Origin of the sequence: Stenotrophomonas sp. ASS1 (assembly GCF_004346925.1) — a bacterium.
Taxonomy (GTDB): Bacteria; Pseudomonadota; Gammaproteobacteria; order Xanthomonadales; family Xanthomonadaceae; genus Stenotrophomonas; species Stenotrophomonas maltophilia_A.
The window spans coordinates 1,119,784-1,140,708 of the sequence record NZ_CP031167.1 but is presented as its reverse complement, the minus strand read 5'-3'; the positions used below and the strand labels follow the sequence as shown (position 1 = coordinate 1,140,708).

Annotated in this window: 22 protein-coding genes; 6 read left to right on the top strand and 16 right to left on the bottom strand. The window is 66.2% G+C overall.

The features are described from left to right. Window positions 1–74: 74 nt before the first annotated feature. The 9 genes from MG068_RS05280 to MG068_RS05240 form a co-directional block, all read right to left on the bottom strand. Window positions 75–1,613 carry a TerC family protein gene (locus tag MG068_RS05280; RefSeq protein WP_132809516.1) on the bottom strand — a complete coding sequence of 513 codons (1,539 nt, stop codon included), beginning with the start codon at window positions 1,611–1,613 and terminating at the stop codon, window positions 75–77. A 43-nt stretch (window positions 1,614–1,656) separates the two neighbouring features. Beyond that, on the bottom strand, window positions 1,657–1,881 hold the full coding sequence (locus MG068_RS05275) for a helix-turn-helix domain-containing protein (RefSeq protein ID WP_005408494.1): 225 nt from the start codon (window positions 1,879–1,881) through the stop codon (window positions 1,657–1,659). Then, a complete protein-coding gene (locus MG068_RS05270) occupies window positions 1,881–2,348 on the bottom strand; it encodes a DUF2975 domain-containing protein (RefSeq protein WP_005412578.1) in 468 nt (155 codons plus the stop codon). Before MG068_RS05270 ends, MG068_RS05275 begins: the two co-directional genes overlap by 1 nt. Before the next feature lie 185 nt (window positions 2,349–2,533). Then, window positions 2,534–3,115, bottom strand: coding sequence for an NMCC_0638 family (lipo)protein (locus tag MG068_RS05265; RefSeq protein ID WP_132809515.1), 582 nt, complete (start codon window positions 3,113–3,115; stop codon window positions 2,534–2,536). 128 nt (window positions 3,116–3,243) lie between these two features. Further along, window positions 3,244–3,747: a GNAT family N-acetyltransferase gene (locus tag MG068_RS05260; RefSeq protein WP_132809513.1), complete on the bottom strand. Its 504-nt coding sequence runs from the start codon at window positions 3,745–3,747 to the stop codon at window positions 3,244–3,246. Between the two features lie 14 nt (window positions 3,748–3,761). Further along, window positions 3,762–4,199: a hypothetical protein gene (locus MG068_RS05255; protein ID WP_132809512.1), complete on the bottom strand. Its 438-nt coding sequence runs from the start codon at window positions 4,197–4,199 to the stop codon at window positions 3,762–3,764. Window positions 4,200–4,271: 72 nt separating this feature from the next. Beyond that, complete coding sequence (locus MG068_RS05250) at window positions 4,272–6,014, bottom strand: GGDEF domain-containing protein (protein ID WP_132809511.1); 1,743 nt, start codon at window positions 6,012–6,014, stop codon at window positions 4,272–4,274. Window positions 6,015–6,176: 162 nt separating this feature from the next. Then, window positions 6,177–7,202 (bottom strand): AI-2E family transporter, encoded by a 1,026-nt coding sequence (locus MG068_RS05245; protein WP_012510371.1) that lies wholly within the window; start codon window positions 7,200–7,202, stop codon window positions 6,177–6,179. A 135-nt stretch (window positions 7,203–7,337) separates the two neighbouring features. Continuing rightward, window positions 7,338–8,186: an isocitrate lyase/PEP mutase family protein gene (locus tag MG068_RS05240; RefSeq protein WP_049398866.1), complete on the bottom strand. Its 849-nt coding sequence runs from the start codon at window positions 8,184–8,186 to the stop codon at window positions 7,338–7,340. 108 nt (window positions 8,187–8,294) lie between these two features. Between MG068_RS05240 and MG068_RS05235 the strand changes: the two genes are divergently transcribed. After that, entirely contained in the window at window positions 8,295–9,191 is an 897-nt protein-coding gene (locus MG068_RS05235; RefSeq protein ID WP_132809509.1) for a LysR family transcriptional regulator, read from the top strand. On the opposite strand, the gene MG068_RS05230 is transcribed toward MG068_RS05235, so the two are convergent. Next, window positions 9,179–10,231 carry a sensor domain-containing diguanylate cyclase gene (locus MG068_RS05230; protein WP_132809508.1) on the bottom strand — a complete coding sequence of 351 codons (1,053 nt, stop codon included), beginning with the start codon at window positions 10,229–10,231 and terminating at the stop codon, window positions 9,179–9,181. The two genes, MG068_RS05235 and MG068_RS05230, sit on opposite strands and share 13 nt — an antisense overlap. A 104-nt stretch (window positions 10,232–10,335) precedes the next feature. Then, complete coding sequence (locus MG068_RS05225; RefSeq protein WP_132809507.1) at window positions 10,336–11,343, bottom strand: LacI family DNA-binding transcriptional regulator; 1,008 nt, start codon at window positions 11,341–11,343, stop codon at window positions 10,336–10,338. Window positions 11,344–11,438: 95 nt separating this feature from the next. Between MG068_RS05225 and MG068_RS05220 the strand changes: the two genes are divergently transcribed. Genes MG068_RS05220 through MG068_RS05200 form a run of 5 tightly spaced genes read left to right on the top strand, consistent with a single transcriptional unit; the run spans window position 11,439 to window position 16,071 of the window. Continuing rightward, a complete protein-coding gene (locus tag MG068_RS05220; protein WP_132809505.1) occupies window positions 11,439–12,491 on the top strand; it encodes a sugar phosphate isomerase/epimerase family protein in 1,053 nt (350 codons plus the stop codon). A 27-nt stretch (window positions 12,492–12,518) separates the two neighbouring features. Beyond that, complete coding sequence (locus MG068_RS05215; RefSeq protein ID WP_132809504.1) at window positions 12,519–13,736, top strand: nucleoside permease; 1,218 nt, start codon at window positions 12,519–12,521, stop codon at window positions 13,734–13,736. Between the two features lie 12 nt (window positions 13,737–13,748). Next, a complete protein-coding gene (locus MG068_RS05210; RefSeq protein ID WP_132809502.1) occupies window positions 13,749–14,873 on the top strand; it encodes a Gfo/Idh/MocA family protein in 1,125 nt (374 codons plus the stop codon). Window positions 14,874–14,892: 19 nt separating this feature from the next. Beyond that, a complete protein-coding gene (locus tag MG068_RS05205) occupies window positions 14,893–15,756 on the top strand; it encodes a sugar phosphate isomerase/epimerase family protein (protein WP_132809501.1) in 864 nt (287 codons plus the stop codon). Between the two features lie 18 nt (window positions 15,757–15,774). Beyond that, window positions 15,775–16,071: a c-type cytochrome gene (locus MG068_RS05200; RefSeq protein ID WP_032127645.1), complete on the top strand. Its 297-nt coding sequence runs from the start codon at window positions 15,775–15,777 to the stop codon at window positions 16,069–16,071. A gap of 30 nt (window positions 16,072–16,101) precedes the next feature. Here MG068_RS05200 and MG068_RS05195 read toward each other — a convergent pair whose 3' ends face one another. The 5 genes from MG068_RS05195 to MG068_RS05175 form a co-directional block, all read right to left on the bottom strand. Beyond that, on the bottom strand, window positions 16,102–16,845 hold the full coding sequence (locus tag MG068_RS05195) for a 3-keto-disaccharide hydrolase (RefSeq protein ID WP_240792118.1): 744 nt from the start codon (window positions 16,843–16,845) through the stop codon (window positions 16,102–16,104). Window positions 16,846–16,859: 14 nt separating this feature from the next. Beyond that, a complete protein-coding gene (locus MG068_RS05190; RefSeq protein ID WP_132809498.1) occupies window positions 16,860–17,435 on the bottom strand; it encodes a gluconate 2-dehydrogenase subunit 3 family protein in 576 nt (191 codons plus the stop codon). Further along, window positions 17,435–19,120 (bottom strand): GMC oxidoreductase, encoded by a 1,686-nt coding sequence (locus tag MG068_RS05185; protein ID WP_132809497.1) that lies wholly within the window; start codon window positions 19,118–19,120, stop codon window positions 17,435–17,437. Before MG068_RS05185 ends, MG068_RS05190 begins: the two co-directional genes overlap by 1 nt. A 27-nt stretch (window positions 19,121–19,147) precedes the next feature. After that, complete coding sequence (locus MG068_RS05180; RefSeq protein WP_132809496.1) at window positions 19,148–20,044, bottom strand: hydroxypyruvate isomerase family protein; 897 nt, start codon at window positions 20,042–20,044, stop codon at window positions 19,148–19,150. Between the two features lie 201 nt (window positions 20,045–20,245). Further along, window positions 20,246–20,809 (bottom strand): single-stranded DNA-binding protein, encoded by a 564-nt coding sequence (locus MG068_RS05175; protein WP_100437502.1) that lies wholly within the window; start codon window positions 20,807–20,809, stop codon window positions 20,246–20,248. Window positions 20,810–20,925: the final 116 nt, after the last annotated feature.

Here is a 20,925-nt window from a genome sequence, read left to right as displayed (position 1 = left end):
GCCCGTACCCGGCTGCTCAGGAAGCAGTCGAGCATGGCTCGACTCTACAGAGGGCCAGTCGAGCAGGCTCGACTCTACGAAAGCCCGATGCGCTCCACCCGCAGGCGGGCGATGCGACGCTTCTCCATTGCCAGTACGGTGATGCGTACATCCGCAATCTCCACCGTGTCACCGATGTCCGGCAGGCGACCCAACTGCTCCAGTACCAGTCCGGAGATGGTCATGTAGTCGGCACTGCGCGGCAGCGACACGCCGGCCAGGCGCTGCAGGTCGTCCAGGGTCAGCGCACCGTCGGCCTCCCACTGGTTCTCGCCCTGCGCCTCCACGCCATAGCGCTCGTCCTGGGTGTCGACCAGGTCACCGGCAATGGCCGCCAGCAGATCGTTGGCGGTCACCAGACCTTCCACACTGCCGTACTCGTCCACCGCTACCGCCAACGGCACCGGGTGCTGGCGGATCAGTTCCAGCGCCTGCAGTGCGCTGGCGCTGGACAGCACGTACTGCGGCTCGCGCAGGTTGCCTTCCAGCTGCAGCGGCCTGCCCTGCAGCAGGTCGGCCAGAAGGTCGCGGCTCTGCACCACGCCGCGCAGGCTGTCCAGGTCGCCATCACCCACCAGCAGGCGGGTGTGCGGCGATGCCACCAGGCGTGCCACCACATCCTCCTGCCCACGTGCCAGGTCAATCCACTGCACGTCGGCACGCACGGTCATCACGCTCGACACCGGGCGATCAGCCAGGCCCAGCACGCTGCGGATCATCTCGTGCTCGGCCGGCTGCAGGCGCTCTTCAGCATCCACCTGCTCGCTGGCCTCTTCGTCGTGATGGCCGTTGGCCGGCCGCGCGCCGAGCATCCTCAGTACGGCGTCGGCAGTACGTTGACGGAATGGCTGGCGACGCTCGTTGCGCTCGCGATTGAAGCGCACCCACTGGTTGAAGGCTTCAACCAGGATCGAGAAGGCGATCGCCGCGTACAGATAACCCTTCGGGATCTTGTAGCCCAGGCCTTCGGCCACCAGGCTGAAACCGATCATCAACAGGAAGCCCAGGCACAGCACCACCACCGTGGGATGCTTGTTCACGAAGCGGGTCAGCGGCTTGCTGGCCACCAGCATCAGCACCATCGCGATGGTCACCGCGGCGTACATCACGCCCAGGTTGTCGACCATGCCGACCGCGGTGATCACCGAGTCCAGCGAGAACACCGCGTCGAGCACCACGATCTGAGCCACCACCATCGCGAAGCTGGCGTAGACCTTCTTGCCATCCTCGTGATGCTCGCGGCCCTCCAGCCGCTCGTGCAGTTCCATCGTGCCCTTGAACAGCAGGAACAGACCACCGCCCAGCAGGATCAGGTCACGCCCGGAGAAGCTGTGGTCGAACAGCGTCAGCAGCGGCTCGGTCAGTTTCATGATCCACGCCAACGCCGCCAGCAGCACCAGCCGCATCAGCAAGGCCAGCGCCAGGCCGATTACCCGCGCGCGGTCACGCTGGTGCGGCGGTAGCTTGTCGGCAAGGATCGCGATGAACACCAGGTTGTCGATGCCGAGAACGATCTCCAGCACGACCAGGGTTGCAAGGCCCATCCAGATCGAGGGGTCAGCCAACCATTCCATTTCAGGTCCGTTTCGTCAGTAGGTAAGGGAAAAGAGCGACCGCTCAGTCAGCGTCCTGTGCCTGCGCCGGGTCGTGCCCGAGCAGGTCGCCGGGCGTGCACTGCAGCTCGCGGCAGATCGCATCAAGGGTGGAAAAGCGGATGGCGCGCGCCTTGCCGGTCTTCAGGATCGACAGATTGGCCAGGGTGATGTCGATGCGCCCGGCCAGCTCGGACAGGGTCATGCCGCGTTCCTGCAGCATGCGGTCCAGGGTGATGACGATCGCCATCAGATGACACCGTCGAGGTCGTCGCGCATCGCTGCGCCCACGGCGAAGACGCGCGCCAGCACGAACAGCATCAGCACGGCCACCAGGCCAGTGATCGACATGCCACCGCCGACCTCCATCCAGGTGAAATCCGGGCCCATCCAGGCCGAATAGGCACCGATCAGGATCGACAGCAGTTCCATTGCCAGCATCAGCCAGGCCATGCGCTGCAGGCGCCGTGCATTGGCGTGGGTGAACGGCCGCTCGCGCGCCGCCGACTTCAGCAGCCTCAGCAGATGGCGCAGAAACAGCAGGCACAGCACCAGCAGCGCGATGATCGCGCCCAGGCCCAGGCAGAAGTGCAGGAACAGATCATTGCCGTGCGCGGCAGCGGCCTCGGCGTCATGCACGCTGTCGAGCAGCCAGCGGCGGTCGTGGGCGACCAGCGGCACCGCCAGCAGTGCGGCCAAGATGCCCAGCCAGCACATCGCCCGGACGGCCTGTACGGCGGCCTGGGCCAGGGCAAACAGGCCTCGCGCGGGTCTGGCGCGGGCGGGACGAGCGGTCAAGCGGCCTCCGGTGTTGGGGTGGACTCGCCGCCCCCGGGATGGATTTATCGATAAACGATATATCACACGCTGCGTGAAAGGCTGAACCGCAGGCGTGGCTCCTGTCAGGGCCCGGGTGCGCCCCGCTCCAGCATCGCTTCACCCGGCGTCGCCGAGGCCATCGCCTGCACGCCGGCTTCGGCCGCCTGCCGTGTGACCAGGCGGAATCGCACCTGCAGCTTGCCCTGCCCCGGCGTGGCCCAGCCGTACTGGATGGCCACCTGATCGGCCGACAGCGGCCCACGCCCTGGCAGCGACCGCACCTGCAACGGCTTCGGTGCGGCCTGCACCAACCGGGCGAATCCCTTCTGCACGACCGCCGCGTCGGCCTTTTCGGCGTAGACCGTACACGTGCCATCGTCAGCCCAGCTCACCGCATAGCGGCCACTGGCCAGAGGCACCATCCAGGCCACGCCCGATTGCCCCTGCAACAGCGTCGCGGCTTCGGCGGGCTGCAACGGCGACAGCCCATTGGATTCCATCAGCGACTGCAACCGCGCCGGGGCACCGATGTGCTGCATGCAGGCAGTATCGAACAGCTCGCTGAAGGGATCCTGCGCCGGAGCCTTGGTCTTGGCAATACGCGCGGGTTGCGCCACCGCCAGGGTGGGCAGCAGGGCCAAAGCCAGCCAGAACACAGGACGCATCGGGATTCCACGCTACGGAAAACAGCAGGGAGGATGGCAAAGCCCGGGCGCCACGCGCAATGGGTCATGGCTTGACATGCGTAGATGACGCCCCCGGGTGCACCGATGATGCCGGCCAGCGGCCGGCACTACCGGGTGCTGTAGCGGTAGACCAGATCATCCGCATCGCTGCGCGCGGCGTTCGCATCCAGCACCCCGCCCAGGCGCCGCGCGACGGCCTGCGATGCCAGGTTGTCCGGCGCCATGTAGCTGACCAGCGTCGGCAGCCGCACCACCACGAACGCCCAATCGCGTAGTGCACCGGCCGCTTCAGTGGCAAAGCCCTTCCCTTCATGGCCGTCATACAGCAGCCAGCCCAGTTCCTTTTCCGGGAACAGCGGGCCATGATTGATCCCGACCTGGCCGATGCAGGCTCCCGTATCGGCACGCTCGATCATCAACGCGCCATGGCCGAACAGATGCCAGCTGGCGAGGTCATGGCAGAACTGCCCCCACGCCGCCACCTCACCGAACGGCCCGCCCATGCCCCGCGCACGCGGCGAGGCCAGGAACGCGGCATAGACGCCGAAGTCATCCAGCTGCTGTGGACGCAGCCGCAGGCGCACGGTGTGCAGGGTTGGAATCTCAAGCACGACGGCGCACAGGATCAGTACACGGCCAGGTGGCCACAACCGCGGCGCTGCGGCTGCCCTTCCATCGTCACCTGCACGCTGGCCAGGGTGTCCACACCTTCGGCAGTGCGGCACGACTCACGCTTGATCTCGACGATGGCGGGCTGCTCGCCAAGCTCGCCGTTGAGCACGATCAGCGAGCTCGGTGCATCGGCCGGCTGCCCCGGATAGCGCAGCGTGCCCTTGAGGGTACGGCCGTCAGCGCTGAGGCTGGCATCGTGGTTGCCCTGGCCGGTGGAGGCGATCTCAATGCTCCAACCCGCACCGCCGCCGGTGAAAGCCGGCACCGGGCTCAGGTCGGCGGCAACCGAGGGGTGGCGTGGCGCATCCGCAGCGGTCTGCGACGAAGTGGAGGTACAGCCGGCCAGCATCCCGGCCAGCAGCGCTGCAGCAACGACGGGGCGAACGGTCATGATGCGCTCCTGCCAGATGGTCGAAGGTCCAGTCTAGGCAGCCATGCGTGCGCCAGCGATGAACATGATGTTTCAGCGTGGAATGCGCCCACCACCGGCGACCCGCACGCGGTCGCGGCCCTGCGCCTTGGCCTGGTACATGGCCGCATCGGCGGCACGCAGCAGGGTCCGCCAGCCCAAGGCGTCGGTAGCACCGCGGGCCACGCCGAAGCTGGCGGTCACCCGCAGCACGGTACCGCCGGCCACCACGATGTCCAGCTGCTGCAGCGCAAGCCGCAGCGATTCGGCCAGCTGTCGGCCAGCGGCCAGGTCACCGTCGGCCAGCAGCACCAGGAACTCCTCGCCACCATAGCGGGAAATGCTGTCGCTGCGGCGAAGATGGCGCTGCAGCAGTTGCGCCACCTGTACCAGCACTTCATCACCCGCATCGTGGCCATGACCATCATTGATCGATTTGAAGCGATCAACGTCCAGCAGGATCACCACTGCGCTCATCCGCCCCTCGTCGTGGCGCTGCTGCACCAGTTCCTCCAGCGCGCGACGGTTCAGCAGTCCGGTCAATTCATCGGTGCCGGCCAGCTGGCGCAGCTCGCTGGTCAGCGCCGAGCGTTCGCGCGACTTCTCGCGCAGCACTTCAATCGCATCGAACAGGCGCTGCATCTCGGCCAGCGGATGGGTGACATGCTGCTCGGGCCCCGGCGCTTCGGAGGCAATCTGGATCACCTGCCGTTGTGCCTGCAGCAGAGGCCGCAGGATCTGCAGATGCGCGATACGCAGCGCCACACCCAGTACCACCAGGGTTCCCAGCGCGGTGGCCAGAAGTACCGCCAGCCGCGTAGCCTCCCGGTTGCGGGTGTGCTCGAACCTGGCGATGGACACACTCAGGTAACCGTCACGCAGCGCCTCAAGCGACTGCAGGGTCGGCACGTAGCGCGTGGTGAACTCGGCAGCGGTCCACGGCGGCGGCAGGCCACGCCGTCCGTCGTCGATCAGCTGTTCGATCATCGGCAGTGACTCGCCGAAGAACTGCCGGCGCGCCATATCCCAATGCCAGGACAGCGTCGGATCACTGCGGAACACCGATTCGTGGCTGCCGGCCAGCCGCCACAGTTCCAGCAGGCGGCCCTCGGTCTGCAGCGCCGCGCGCACCTGTTCGTTGCGCCAGGCACCGGGTACCGCCACCGGCGCCATCACGTTGGAGGCCAGACGCCCGCCGTGCTCGCGCAGGTCGATCAGCACCTGGCCCTGCATGGCTGGAATCGCCGCTTCGCGGTCGGCCCGGACCAGTACGTTGATCTGTGCCGAGGTCAGCAGGTGCAGGCGGTCGACCACGGCAAACATGCCGCTGATCGCGCGCTCCACGTCTTCGACGCGTCGTGCGTCGCGCGGCTGCGCTGCCACCCGGTCCACGCCCGCGCGTGCCGACTGCAGGCGACGTTGCGCGTCTGCCAGCATCCCATGCTCATCCACCACGCCCGGATCAGCCGTGAACACGGCATCCAGCTGCTGCAGCGCGGTGTCCACACGCCTGCGCACCACCGCCAGCTGCAGCGTAAGCCGCGCATGCTCGCTGGCATCGGCCGGGTCGGCACCGAGCAGGCTGTTGGCCGGGCCGCGTTCGGCCGAGACCAGGTTGGCCAGGTCGAAGGTCTGGCGCAGCTGGCGCAGGCTGACCAGGTTGTCCTCGGCAGCGCTGTAGCGCAGCGCGCCCTGGACCAGCGCGATGGCCATCAACGGCAGCGTACAGACCACGAACGACCCCGCCAGGATCCAGACCCAGGTCCGCAGTCCGATGGGCGATGCCTTGCCGGCCATGCAAATTTCCCCTGAAGTGCGGATCACTGTAGCCGCCGGTCCCGGCAGCGCCAAGCCAGTGCCGCGCGAACCGTGACCATAGGTATACCGCAGCCACCGCGAACGCGCCGGCAAGGTCTCACCCCGCGCCGGGCTGAGGCGAATGCGTCACACCCTGCCGTACTAGATCCAGCGCTGGTCGACCAGTTCGCGCTTCACGTAGGCGTAGAACACCGGCGCCGCCACCAGGCCGGGCAGGCCGAACGCCGCTTCCATCACCAGCATCGCCAACAGCAGCTCCCAGGCGCGGGCCTGGATTTCGCCGCCAACGATGCGCGCATTGAGGAAGTACTCCAGCTTGTGGATCACGATCAGGTACAGCAGCGCCGCCACGGCCACGTAGAACGAGACCGACAGCGCGACGATGGTGATGATGGTGTTGGAAATGATGTTGCCCACCACCGGCAGCAGGCCGGCGATGAAGGTGATCAGTACCAGGGTCTTGGACAGTGGCAGGTGCACGCCGAACAACGGCAGCACGCCCAGCAGGAAGATGGCGGTGAACACGGTGTTGAGCAGCGAGATCTTCACCTGCGCGAACACCACCTGGCGGAACGCGGTGGCCAGGCGGCTGGTGCGGCCGATCAGCTCCTGCGCCAGCGGGCCCATCTTCGGCAGCGGCAGTTCGTCATACAGCGCGATCATCGCGCCCAGCACCATACCGATCAGTACGCGTACGCCCACCTGCACCACCGAGGTACCGGCCACGCCCAGCTGGCGCTGATGCTCGGCGGCCCAGTCGTTCAGTGCCGTGCGCAGCGCCGGCATGTCCTCGGGGATGTACGGCTGCAGCAGCGCCGGCACCTGGTGCCGCGACGAATTGAGGATCTCCATCAGCCGCGCCAGCAATGCGTCCGGTCCACCGGTCTCGTTGCGGAAAAATGACGCCACGCCGATCCCGGCCAGCACCAGCGCGCTGATGATCACCGCTGACAGCACGATCACCGCGATCGCCCGCGCCCGGCCTGGCGGCAGCTTGCCCTCCACGGTGGAGGCCAGCAGGTGGGTCAGCTGGAACACCAGCAGGCCCGACAGCAGGGTCACCACCAGGCCCAGCTTCAACGCCAGCCACATGCCCAGCAGCATCATCAGCCAGGCCGCGATCCTCGGGACGGGGGGCTTGGGCTGGGCAACGAGGGCGTCTTGCATGGGCGGCACGTCCGGGCAGGGTGGCCCATGGTAGAGGATTGTCGGCGATGATTCCGGGTGCAGGATGAACAGGCAACACACGCGGATTCCGCCGCCCCTTCTCCGTCCATCGGCACGTCCGCAATCACGCCCGGATCACACCCGGTCCAGTGCCAGATACCGCGCCGTGCGCACGATCGTCTCACGCTCGCCGAAGCTGGCCAGCTCGCCGGCAACACGCCCGCTGTCGCCAGTCGCTGCGATCTCCTGCAGGGTGCGCTGCATGGCCCGGATCGCAGCGCGCTGCAGGTCAGAGGGAATGATCACCAGCCGGTAATCGAGTTCGGCCAGCCGCGCCACCGGCACCAGCGGCGTCTTGCCGCTGTGGAACATGTTGATCAGCTTCGGCCCGGGAACCTGCTGCGAAATCACCTCAATCTGCTCCAGCGTTTCCGGTGCCTCGACGAAGATCATGTCCGCGCCCGCGTCCACATAGGCCTGCGCCCGTTCGATCGCCGCATCCAGGCCTTCGCAGGCGATGGCATCGGTACGCGCGATGATCATCAACTCCGGGTCGATCCGCGACTGGCAGGCGACACGGATCTTCGTGCACATCTCGCCCGCGTCGACCAGCGTCTTGTCATCCAGGTGTCCGCAGCGCTTGGGGAAGGCCTGGTCCTCGATATGCAGGGCGGCAACCCCTGCCCTTTCGAACGCGCGCACCGTGCGTTCAACATTCGCGGTGCCGCCGAAGCCGGTGTCAGCGTCGGCGATCACCGGCAGATCGCAGGCATCGACGATCCGTTCAACCTGCGCAAGCACTTCGCTGAGGCCGAGCAGGCCGATGTCCGGCACGCCGGCCGAACGTGCGATGGCGCCGCCGCTGGCATAGACCGCATCGAAGCCGGCCAGCTCCACCAGGCGTGCCGACAATCCATCGAATGCACCTGGCGCAATCACGCTGCCCTGGCGGAGCAGATCGCGCAACTGACGTGTCTTTTTCATGTGGTCTCCCTTGTCGTTGGACATCTTCCGTGGGATACCGATGATGTTGCCGCCAGCGGCGACCGTCCAATACCGTGTTCGTACAGCACCAGAACGTTTGAGGTTCCAATGGAACTGCGGCACCTGCGCTACTTCGTCATGACTGCCCAGCTGCAGAGCTTCACCAAGGCCGCCGAGGCCCTGCATATCGCCCAGCCGCCGCTCGGGCAGCAGATCCGCGCCCTGGAGGAAGAGATCGGCACACCGCTGTTCCACCGGCAGGGACGCGGCATCGTGCTCAGCGATGCTGGCCAGGTATTCTGGAAAGCCGCGGAGGACATCCTCGCGCGCGTCGACCAGGCCAAGGAGGAGGCGCTGCGCGCCGCACGCGGCGAGGTCGGCACGTTGACATTGGGGCTGACAGAATCGGCGACCTACAACGAGGCGGTCACCGCGCTGATGCGCAGCTTCCAGAGGGCACATCCGGCGGTGCAGGTGCAGCTGGTCGAAGATGGCAGTGAATCGCTGGTCCGGCGCCTCGATGATGGCGAACTCGATGCAGTGATCGTGCGCCCGCCGTTTTCCAATACCGGTGAACGGATGACACAGCAACTCAGTGCCGAACCCCTGGTGGCAGTACTGCCGGCCGATCACCCGTTGGCGTGCCGGACGAGCATCGCGCTGGCCGAGCTGCGCGACGAGCGCTTCATCCTGTTCTCGCGGAAATCGGGTCAGGGCCTGAGTGCAGACGTCGTCGCTGCCTGCCGCAGCCAGGGCTTCGCGCCTACCATCCAGCAGGAAGCGCCGCAGGTGGCTTCGGCGATCAACCTTGCCGCTGCCGGCCTGGGTATCGCCATCGTGCCGGCCTCGATGCAGAGCATGCACCGCAGCGGCCTGGCTTTTGTTGCGCTGGAACTGGGCATGCCGACCACTACGCTGCAGTTGGCGGTGCGCTGCAAGCCTCCGGCAACGGCCGCCCAGCTGCTGGCCTGCGCCAGAGACCTGGCAACACCTCATTCGCCATAGCTGGCGTTGTTCTTGCCCTGGCGCTTGGCGTGGTACAGCGCGCGGTCGGCCAGTGCCAGCCAGTCCTCGACGCTGCCACCGCGCGGCGTCGCCGCGATTCCGATGCTGACGCTGAACTCGATGCCCGGGGTTGCCTGCCGTGCTGCCTCCAGAAGTTGCAGCCGAACCCGCTCTGCCACATGCATCGCATCGACGGGCGCACAGTCCTGCAGCAGCACGACGAACTCGTCGCCTCCCAGCCGCGCAGGGGTATCGCCAGGCCGGGCGAAGGCGCGCAAGGTGGACGCGATATGGCGCAGCACTTCGTCCCCGGCGCGATGACCGTGCGAGTCATTGATGCGCTTGAAGTCATCCACATCAAGCATCAGCAGGCAGGCAAAACCACCCTGCCCCTGCGCCTTGTCCAGTGCCTGCTGCGCACGGACGATCAGGAAGCCGCGGTTGGCCAGCTCCACCAGCGGGTCCATGCGGCTCAGCCGCTTCAACTGGCGGTTCTGCGATTTCACCCGCCGCGCCAGCTGCCAGCTGAGGATGCTGAGGCCGATGCCGTAGACGAACAGGAACGGCACGCTGAGCACGATCGTGCGCTGCGATGACACCGGCTGGTAAGGAAACCCGAGCCCCCACCAGGTGAGCGCGAACCCCACCACCAGTGCCAGTGTGGCCCGTACCGCCAGCTTCACCCCACCGGCGGCGATCTTGTCGGCGACCAGCAGCGCGGCGAACAACGCACTGGGTACCACGCTGAGCCCCATGAAGGCGATCCAGCCACCGCCAAAGAAGGAATCAACCACCATGCAACGGAACTGGACCACCGCAGGCTGCCGTGAGCGCTGGGTCAGCACCAGCGCGAGCGCCGGCCATGCCAACGCATTGAGCAGCAGCAACGCCCAGGCCAACACACCGTCCTGACGTTCAAGAATGATCGAGGCGATGGGAATCGCGCCCAGCCCATTGCCCACGAAGCGCATCCAGCCGATGCGACGTGCCGCGCCGATGCCTTCGACCGCGACTTCCGTCGAGTCCGTCAAGAACGGCATTGCCGACCCCCTTGCGCGATCGCACGCCCTTGCCGGGCGGCCTGTGGTGAGTCTGACAGCTCTGCGTCAATTCGGGATCAAGGATTCACGGCGGTTACCCTGCCTCACCCACGCCTGAGTGGCGCCGTTGAACCCCGCAGCATCAGGCTGAAATCCAGCGTCTGCTGCAGCGGCACATCCATGTGCTCGATGATGGCAAGCAGCAGGTTGACCGCGCGCTCACCGATCTCCCGCATCGGTTGCCGGATGGTGGTCAACGGCGGCGTGAGGTAGCGGGAAGATGCCAGATCATCGAAGCCGACGATGGACAGGTCCTCCGGCACGCGGATGCCCAGATCGCGGCAGGCCGCCAGGGTGCCCAGCGCCATCTGATCGCTGAAACAGAAGATCGCCGTTGGCGCAGACATGCCGTCCAGCAGCGCCATGGCAGCCGCATGGCCGGATTCCACCGAAAAGTCACCCGGCACGATGTTCAGCTGGCGCAGGCGTCCACGCGCCTTGCCAGCCGCCCGCACCCCTTCCAGCCGTTGCTGGTGCAGCGGATTGTCCGGCGGTCCGCCGACCACGGCGATCCGCTCGTGTCCCAGCCCATACAGATGTTCCATCACCACGCGCGCGGCCGCGGCGTTATCGATATGGACGCTGGGAATGCCCAGTGCGGGGTCGAACTCGCAGCCGTTGATCACCGGCGCGGCGGCACCGCGCTGCTGGACGATCTCGCGCGCCGTGGGCGGCAGGCGGTGCCCCAGCACGATCATGCCGTCGGCCTCGTTGCGCCGAAGCATCTGCGCATAGCGCTCCTCGCGGTCGGGTTGATGCTGGGTATCGCCGAGCAGAACCGCATAGCCGACCGCCTGTGCGGCGTCCTCCGCCCCCTGCAGGATCTGCGCGAAGAACGGATTGGCGATGTCCGGGACGGTGACCAGGATCTTGCCGCTGCGCTGGGTCTTGAGCGTGCGGGCCACCGTGTTGGGCACATAACCGAGTGCGGCAGCGGCCTGCTCGATGCGCGCGCGCGTGGCCGGCAGCACTTTGTCCGGCCGGGAAAGCGCCCGCGACACCGTGCCTGCGGAGACGCCGACGTGCTTCGCGATGTCGTAGATGGTGGCCATGGCGTTAGTTCTCCTGTCTGCTGTGCAGTGCACAACAGGTCCTGCGTGAGCCCCTGCTAGGATAATGCAATCGATTGCATCGAGGGCGAATCACGTTGAAGACGCTCAAGGGTCCAGCGCTGTTCCTGGCGCAGTTCATCGGCGACACAGCTCCTTTTGATCGGCTGGACACGCTGGCCGGATGGGCCGCGGGTCTGGGCTATTCTGGCGTACAAGTCCCCACCGGCGCGCCCCACCTGTTCGATCTGGCCGAGGCCGCGCGCAGCCAGGCGTACTGCGACGACGTCGCCGGCATGCTGGCCGGTCATGGCGTGCAGATCACCGAGCTGTCCACCCATCTGCAGGGGCAGCTGGTCGCGGTGCATCCGGCCTACGACAGCCTGTTCGACGGATTCGCGCCGGCGGACAAGCGCGGCGATCCGGCTGCCCGCCAGGCTTGGGCAGTCGAGCAGCTTCTGCTGGCCGCCAAAGCCAGCCAGCGCCTGGGGCTGACCGCGCATGCCACGTTCTCCGGCGCATTGGCCTGGCCCTATTTCTATCCCTGGCCGCAGCGTCCACCGGGACTGGTGGAAGAAGCCTTCGCCGAACTCGGCCGCCGCTGGCGCCCGATCCTGGATGCGTTCGACGCCTGCGGCGTGGACCTTTGCTTCGAGATCCACCCGGGTGAGGACCTGCACGACGGCGCGACCTTCGAACGCTTCCTCGACGTGGTGGACCATCACCCCCGCGCCAAGATCCTGTACGACCCCAGCCACCTGCTGCTGCAGCAGATGGACTACCTGGGCTTCATTGACCGCTACCACGCGCGCATCGGCATCTTCCACGTCAAGGACGCGGAGTATCGCGCCAGCGCGAGCAGCGGCGTGTATGGCGGCTACCAGGACTGGATCGATCGTCCGGGCCGGTTCCGTTCGCCCGGTGATGGCCAGATCGACTTCAAGGCGATCTTCTCCAAGTTCGCCCAGTACGACTTCCCCGGATGGGCGGTACTGGAATGGGAGTGCTGCCTGAAGCACCCGGAGGACGGCGCACGCGAGGGTGCCGCCTTCATCCGCGACCACATCATCCGCGTGACCGAACGCGCCTTCGATGACTTCGCCGGCAGCGGCACGGACGCCGCATCACTGCACCACATGCTGGGAATCTGAGCCATTACCGCCCCGGGAGGGCAAGCCATGTCGCACGCAATGTCGCGCCTGGGCGCGATGATGTTTCTGCAGTTCTTCATCTGGGGAGCGTGGTTCGTGACCCTCGGGACGTACCTGGTGCAGGGCCCGCTGCAGGCCAGCGCCAGCCAGGTCGCCACCGCTTTCCTCAGCCAGTCCATCGGCGCCATCGTCGCGCCCTTCCTGGTCGGCCTGATCGCCGATCGCTACTTCGCCGCGCAGCGCATCCTCGCGGTGCTGCACCTGGCCGGCGCGGTGCTGATGTGGCTGGCGTCCACGGCGGCCAGCTTCAGCATGTTCTCGGCTTGCGTGATGGGTTACATGCTGCTGTTCATGCCCACGCTGGCGCTGGCCAACAGCGTGGCGATGCGGCACATGCAATCGCCCGAGAAGCAGTTCCCGCTGGTACGCGTGGCCGGCAGCATCGGCTGGATCGTCGCAGGCGTGCTGATCGGCTGGCTGGGGTTGGAGCAGGCGCATCGGCTTGAACTGACCTTCCGCATGGCCGCGCTGGCATCGCTGGTGCTGGGCCTGTATGCGTTCACCCTGCCGCACACGCCGCCACTGGCACAGCAGCGCGATGCCGGGCTGGGGCAGATCCTGGGACTGGATTCCTTGCGGCTGCTGAAGTCGCGCGCCTACCTGGTGTTCTTCCTGGCCTCCATCGCCATCTGCATCCCGCTGTCGTTCTACTACAACTTCACCAATCCGTATCTCAACGACCTGGGCGTGCGCGGCGCCGCAGGCCTGCAGTCGCTGGGCCAGGTTTCCGAGGTACTGCTGATGCTGGCCATGCCGTTCCTGTTCGTGCGGCTGGGGGTGAAGACCATGCTGGCGGTCGGCATGGCGGCGTGGGTGGTGCGCTACGTCCTGTTCGCCTTCGGCGATGCGGGCAGCGGCTTCTCGCTGCTGGTGATCGGCATCGTGCTGCACGGCATCTGCTACGACTTCTTCTTCGTCACCGGCCAGATCTACACCGATGCCCATGCCGGCCCCGCCGTGCGCAGCAGCGCGCAGGGCTTCATCACCCTGGCCACGTACGGCGTAGGCATGCTGATCGGCACCTTCCTGTCCGGCGCGGTGGTGGAGCACTTCACCACCGAGGCCGGCCCCGACTGGCAGCAGATCTGGCTGTTCCCGGCTGGCGTCGCGCTGGTGGTTCTGATCGCCTTCCTGCTGCTGTTCCGCGACCGGCCCGCCGTGGCCGCCGCATCTTCCACACGCTGAGGATTCGAGCCGATGCCAACGCTTGGAATCGCCATCGTCGGCGCCGGCATGATCGGCGCCGTGCACCGCCGCGCGGCCTTGCTCGCCGGTGCCGAGGTACGCGGCGTTGCCGCTTCGTCAGCGCAGCGCGCGCGTGAGATGGCGCAGCTGTGGAATGTCCCGCGCGCCTATCGGGATATCGAAGAGGTGATCGCCGATCCGCAGGTGCAGGTCGTGCATGTCTGCACGCCCAACCATCTGCACCGCGCGATGGCGCAGGCCGCGCTGGAAGCCGGCAAGCATGTGATCTGCGAGAAACCGCTGGCGACCACGCTGGACGATGCGCAGGCCCTTGCAGCATTGGCCGCCTCAACCGGGCTGGTCGCCACAGTACCTTTCGTTTATCGCTACCACCCGGTGGTGCGCGAGGCACGCGCACGCATCGCCGAAGGCGATCTGGGGCCGCTGCACCTGATCCACGGCAGCTACCTGCAGGACTGGCTGCTGGACCCTGCCAGCAACAACTGGCGCGTGGACCCGGCGTTGGGTGGCGCATCGCGCGTATTCGCCGACATCGGCTCCCACTGGTGCGACCTGGTGGAATGGGTCAGCGGCGAACGCTTCGCCGAGGTCAGCGCGGCGTTCTCTACGGTCATCGCCGAGCGCGGCGCCGTCAGCGGGCAGAGCTTCAGCACGCCAACCGCAGCCAGCGCAATGCAGTCGGTAACGAGCGAGGACGTAGCGGCGGCGATGTTCAGGACCGGCGCCGGTACGCTGGCATCTCTGACGGTCAGCCAGGTCTCGGCCGGACGCCACAACCGCCTCTGGTTCGAGATCGACGGTGCCAACGCCAGTGTGGCCTTCAACCAGGAAGACGCCGAGCGCCTGTGGATCGGCCTACCCGACCAACGCGAGGAGATCTTCGTGCGCGGACCAGGCGCCGGCAGTGCCGATCAACGCCGCCTTTCCGTGCTGCCGGCCGGACACGCTCAGGGCTACGCCCAGTGCTTCGAAGCGTTTGTCGCCGACACCTATCGCGCCATCGAGGGCGAGCGGCCGCAGGGCCTGCCCACCTTCAAGGACGGCCTGCGCTCGGCGCAGATCGTCGATCGTGTCATTGCATCAGCCAGGTCGCGCGCCTGGACTGCCATCGGTTGAAACCCGGGAGGATCTGTTGATGAAAGCCCTTGTCCATGGAACTGCAAGCCTCATTCTGCTGCTCGCTGCCCTGCCCGCTTTTGCAGTCGAAGCCGCCAGCACGCAGAAGCCGATCGCGGTACAGATGTACACCCTGCGCGATGCCGGCTCGCTCGAGCAGCAACTGAAGATCGTCCACGACGCTGGCGTCCATGCGGTGGAAACGGTCGGCACGCAGAACACCAGCGCCGCCGAGCTCAAGCAGCTGCTGGACCGGTATTCGATCAAGGCAGTTTCATCGCATGTGCCGCTGGCCGAGCTGCGCAGCAACCTGGATGGGGTGGTGACCTTCAACCGGTCGATCGGCAACACGACGCTGGTGGTGCCGTACCTGGACAAGAAGGATCGCCCGGGCGATGCCGCCGGCTGGACTGCCCTGGGCCAGGAACTGGGCCGGATCGCGAAACAGGTGCGCGGCAAGGGCATGCGCCTGGCCTACCACAACCACGACTTCGAACTGGCCGACTTCGACGGCAGGACCGGACTGGAGCTGCTGTTCGCCGCCGCCGGTCCAGACCTGCAGACCGAGCTGGACCTGGCCTGGGTCGCGCGTGCAGGCCTGGACCCGGCAGTGATGCTGGCAAAGTTCCGCGGCCACGTGTTCGCGGTACACGCCAAGGACAATGCACCGAAGGGCCAGGCCCAGAACGAAGGCGGATTCGCCGCGGTGGGCCAGGGCGTGCTGGACTGGAACGCGATCCTGCCTGCTGCGGCAGCCGCCGGCGTGCATTGGTACATCATCGAGCACGACCAGCCACGCGATCCGGCCAGGATCATCCAGACCGGTGCGGACTATCTGCGTGAACACCTGACCACCAACGTGCCCGCCCGTGCGCGGCGCTGACGCATCAAGGAGCCCCACATGAAAATGATCCTGGCAATGGCGGTGGCCCTGGGTGGCATGAGCGTTGCGACGGCCGCCTGGTGCAAGGACGATCCGGCTGCGGGTGCAAAGCTCTACACCGCGAACTGCGTGGCCTGCCATGGTGCGGATCGTGCGGGCATGCCGGGCGCATTCCCGGCGCTCACCGATATCGGCAAGCGCATGGCTCCTGCGCAGATCAAGGAAAAGATCAGCAAGGGCGGCGGGCTGATGCCGCCCTTCTCCCAGCTGTCACAGCAGGAGATCAACGACATCGCCAGCTACCTGGCGAAGTAAGCGGCCGGCGACCACGCCGGCCGCGTGCCCCTACAGCTCACGCACCCAGATGTTGCGGTAGCTGACCCTGGAGTCATGTTCCTGCAGATAGAGCGGCGCACACCCATGCGGCGCGTAGGAAGGCGCGCCGATGTACTCGGTCTTGCCCGCCAGCACAGTGTCGTCCTGCACCAGCACGCCGTTGTGCAGCACCGTGATGCGCGCGGGCGACACAAGCCCACCGCCCTGCGAGAAGCGCGGCGCCTTCCAGAGGATGTCGTAGGCCTGCCACTCACCCGGTGCGCGCGAGGCGTTCACCAACGGCATGGCCTGCTTGTAGATCGAGCCCGCCTGGCCATTGGCATAGGTCGGGTTGTTGTAGCTGTCGAGCACCTGCAGTTCATACAGCTCCTGCAGGAAGATGCCGCTGTTGCCGCGGTTCTGTCCGTCGAAGCCCTTCGTGTCGGTGGGCGTGCGCCACTCGACATGCAGCTGGACGTCGCAGAAGCGTTGCCTGGTGCGAATGCCCTTGCTGCCGGGCACGACGGTCATGGCGCCATCGGCAACCTTCCAGGGCACGCCTCCGCCCTGCTCCGACTCCCACGCGGAGACATCCTTGCCATCGAACAGCACGATTGCGTCGGACGGGGCCCTGCCTGGCGGCGTGGCAACGGTCGCAGGTACCGGCGACCACACCTCGGTCTTCTTCGGATCGCGCGCGGCGTCGGCACCGTTCTGCGCGAACACGGGTGCGGCGGCCAGCACGGTGGCCGCGATCAGCAGCGGCTTGATCATCCTGTTGCACTCCATCAGCTGGTCCCCCAGGCGGGCGTGCCGGGAACATAGGCAAGATCGCCGTCGTAGCGCCCCGGCACGGCGACGTACTGCAGCACCCCGGTCGCGCCGACCTTCGAGGTGAAGAAGCCAAAGATGGCCAGCTGCTTGAGCATCGTGAAGTAGTGCGGCATCGCCTCGCCCTCTTCAGGCGTACCGGTTTCGGTCACATCGGCATGGCGTGCCTTGGCTTCTGCATCGAGCGTGCGCAGCAATTCGGTGCGGGCGTCCGGCGCAAGCGACACAAAGCGGCCACCCGCGCGCTTGTCGATATCGGTCAGCCCTGCGCGGAAGGTTGCCTGCTGCCGGGCGGTGTAGCAGTCACTGACGAACGTCGCCATGAACAGACCGGCGCCGGCATCCTTCGCCCCTGGTGTCCGGGTCCGCGGCAGGATGGTCTCGGCGATCTCATCCAGCGTAGCGACGTCGGTATCGGAGAAATGAATCTTGGTGGCGCCCGCCGGTGCCTGACCCTGCACAAGGGCAGGCAACCCAACCATGGCCGCACCGGTGGCGGCGACGATCATCTTCAACAGCTCGCGGCGATCCATCAGAGATTCCCCGCTTTCAGTTCGCGCACCGCATGATCTGCGGCCCGAGCCGTCAGCGCCATGTAGGTCAGCGAAGGATTAACGCAGGCGCTGGAGGTCATGCAGGCCCCGTCGGTCACATAGACATTGGGTGCATCCCAGACCTGGTTGTGCTGGTTCAGCACCGAGCTCTTCCGATCACGTCCCATGCGCGCGGTCCCCATTTCGTGGATGCCCTTGCCCGGGGCGTAATCGTTGTCGTGCATCTTCACGTCCTTGACGCCGGCCGCCTCCAGCATCTCGGCGGCATCGGCGGCCATGTCCTTGCGCATCGCCAGTTCGTTGGCACGCATGGCAACGTCCATCGCCAGCACTGGCAGCCCCCACTTGTCCTTGCGGTCGCGGTCCAGGCGGATCGTGTTGTCGTGGTGCGGCAGCATTTCACCGAACCCGGTCATGCCGATGCGCCAGTCACCGGGCACGGTCAGCGCCTCCTTCAGGTCGGCACCGATGTTCAGCTCGGCGATCTCGCGCGACCAGCCGGTGCGGCTGGCACCGCCCTGGTAGCCGAACCCGCGCAGGTAGCCGCGCTTGTCGGTCGCGACGTTGCGGAACCGTGGAATGTAGAAACCGCAGGGGCGACGCCCGAAGTAGTACTTGTCTTCGTAGCCCTCGACCCGACCCGAGGCACCTGCACCGAAATGATGATCCATCACGTTGTGCCCGAGCTCGCCCGACGATGAGCCCAGCCCGCCCTCCCACACATCGGTGGCCGAGTTCATCAGCAGCCAGGTCGAGTTGAAGGACGATGCGTTGAGGAAGATGACCTTGGCGGTGTACTGGTAGGTCTGCCCGGTCTCCGCGTCGATGACCTCCACCCCGCGCGCACGCTTGCGGTCCTTGTCGTAGAGCACTTCCTTGACGATCGAGAACGGCCGCAAGGTCAGGTTGCCGGTCTTCATCGCCGCTGGCAGCGTCGCCGCCTGGGTCGAGAAGTAGGCACCGAAGGGGCAGCCCAGGATGCACTTGTTGCGGTACTGGCAGTTGACGCGCCCCTGCTCGGGCATCGGCTTGGTGATGTTGGCGGTGCGCGAGTGGATCATGTGCCGGGTACCGCCGAATGCCTTCTTGATCCGTGCGGCCACGTCCTTCTCGACGATGTTCAATGGGATAGGCGGCAGGAACTCGCCATCCGGCAACACGTCCAGCCCTTCACGCGTACCAGCGATGCCGGCGAACTTTTCCACATGGTCGTACCACGGCGCGATGTCGGCGTAGCGGATCGGCCAGTCAGCGGCGATACCGTCCTTGAGGTTCGCCTCGAAATCCAGGTCGGAGAAGCGATAGCTCTGCCGGCCCCACAACAATGAGCGGCCGCCGACGTGATAGCCGCGGAACCAATCGAAGCGTTTGGTCTCGATGTAGGGCGAGTCCTGTTCGTTGGCCCACATCCCTTCCAGGTTCTCAGCCAGGCCGTAGTCGCGCATCAGCACCGGGAAGTCGGCCTTCATCGCCTGCGTTGGCCGGTTGCGGTGCGGGAAGTCCCACGCTTCCTTCATCGCATTGACGTAGTCCTTGACGTGTTCGATGTTGCGTCCGCGTTCCAGCATCAGGACCTTCAGGCCCTTTTCGGTCAGCTCCTTCGCCGCCCAACCGCCACTGATTCCCGAGCCAACAACAATGGCGTCGTAGTGATTATCTGCCATGGGTTTCTCACCTGGGTGGATATCGTTTCAGACGTCGCAGAGGCGGATCGCCTCGCGCAATGAGGCAACGGGATCGGGCGCTGCAGGCGTGAACTCCTGCGCCAGATACCCCTTGAAACCGGTGTCGCGGATCGCGCGGCAGATGGCCGGATAGTGGAGCTCCTGCTGGTCTCCGATCTCGTTCCGGCCGGGCACGCCTGCGGTGTGGTAATGCTTGAAGCAGGCGTGATGCTTGCCGATGGTGGCGATGATGTCGCCCTCCATGATCTGCATGTGGTAGATGTCGTAGAGCAGGCCGAAGTTGTCCGAGCCGAGCCGCTGGCACAGCTCCACACCCCAGGCGGAGTGGTCGCACAGGTAGTCACGATGATCGACCTTGGAATTCAGCAGTTCCATCACCAGCACCACCCCGCGCCTCTCGGCGTGCCCGAGGATGCGCTTGAGGCCGGCCTCGGCATTGGCCATGCCTTCGGCGGGGTCCATGCCGTTGCGGTTGCCGGAGAAGCAGATGAGATTTCGGTAGCCGGCATCGGCGACCAGGTCGATGTGCCGCGTGTAACGCTCCACCAGCTGGTCGTGGAATTCGCGGCCGGCGAAGCCCTTGGTCAGGCCCAGCTCCGCGCCGTTGCACATCGAGCTGTACACGCCATTCGCCTTCAGCGTGGACCAGTCTTCCGGGCCGACCAGGTCGATCGCGGCAAAGCCGATGTCCTTCACCGTCGCGCAAAGCTGGGCGACCGACAGCTGCGGGAAGGTCCAGCGGGCGACAGAATGCTTCAGGTTGCCCTTGAGCGGCGCCGTGGCGGCGAATGCGGGCAGCGTACCCGCAGTACCCAGAGCTACGCCTCCAGCAACCGCCATGCGCAACGCATCGCGCCGCGTGAGGCCCGTCGCCGGAGCCGGTCTGATCGAATGGATGGACATCCACCTGCCGGCCTCCCAACCGGTATCAAACGCAACGATTCACAGCAATGCAATCGATTGCACCATAGGGGAGGAAATTGTCTGTTTGCAAGTCGCGGTGCACGAAAACTGATGCTGCGGGGCACAACTCCGCAGGAATCGCGGACAAAGAAAAGCCCCGCATGAGCGGGGCTTTCTTTTGTGCTGCAGGCGAGCGTCCGATCAGAACGGAATATCGTCGTCAGCGAAGTCGTCCATCGGCGGCGCCTGCTGCGGCTGCGGGCGCTGGTTGCCACCCTGGTTGCCGTAACCGCCGCCCTGGTTGCCATAGCCACCGCCCTGGCCGCCACGCTGGCCGCCGCCACCGCCGCCGTACTCCTGGCGCGGGGCCTGCTGGCGCTGCGGGCGATCGCCACCGTAGTTGCCACCACCGCCGCCACCGCCCCCTTCACCACGGCCGCCCAGCATCTGCATTTCATCGGCAACGATGTCGGTGGAGTACTTCTCCACGCCGTCCTGGCCGGTGTACTTGTCGTAGCGCAGGCTGCCTTCGACGTAGACCGAGCTCCCCTTGCGCAGGTACTCGCCGGCGATCTCGCCGAGCTTGCCGAAGAACACCACGCGGTGCCATTCGGTACGTTCCTGCTGGTTGCCATCCTTGTCCTTGCGGACGCTGGTGGTGGCCAGGCTGATGCGGGTGATCGCCATGCCGCTCTGGGTGTACTTCACGTCCGGGTCGTTGCCGAGGTTGCCGACCAGGATGACTTTGTTGATGCCGCGCGCCATAGGTAAGTGATTCCATTGTCCGGGGGCTGGTGCCTGTCATAGCACACAGCCGGAGTTGCCGATACCCGGCCGCCCATGGGTGGGCACTGCCAGAAACCCGGCATTCTATCATCGAG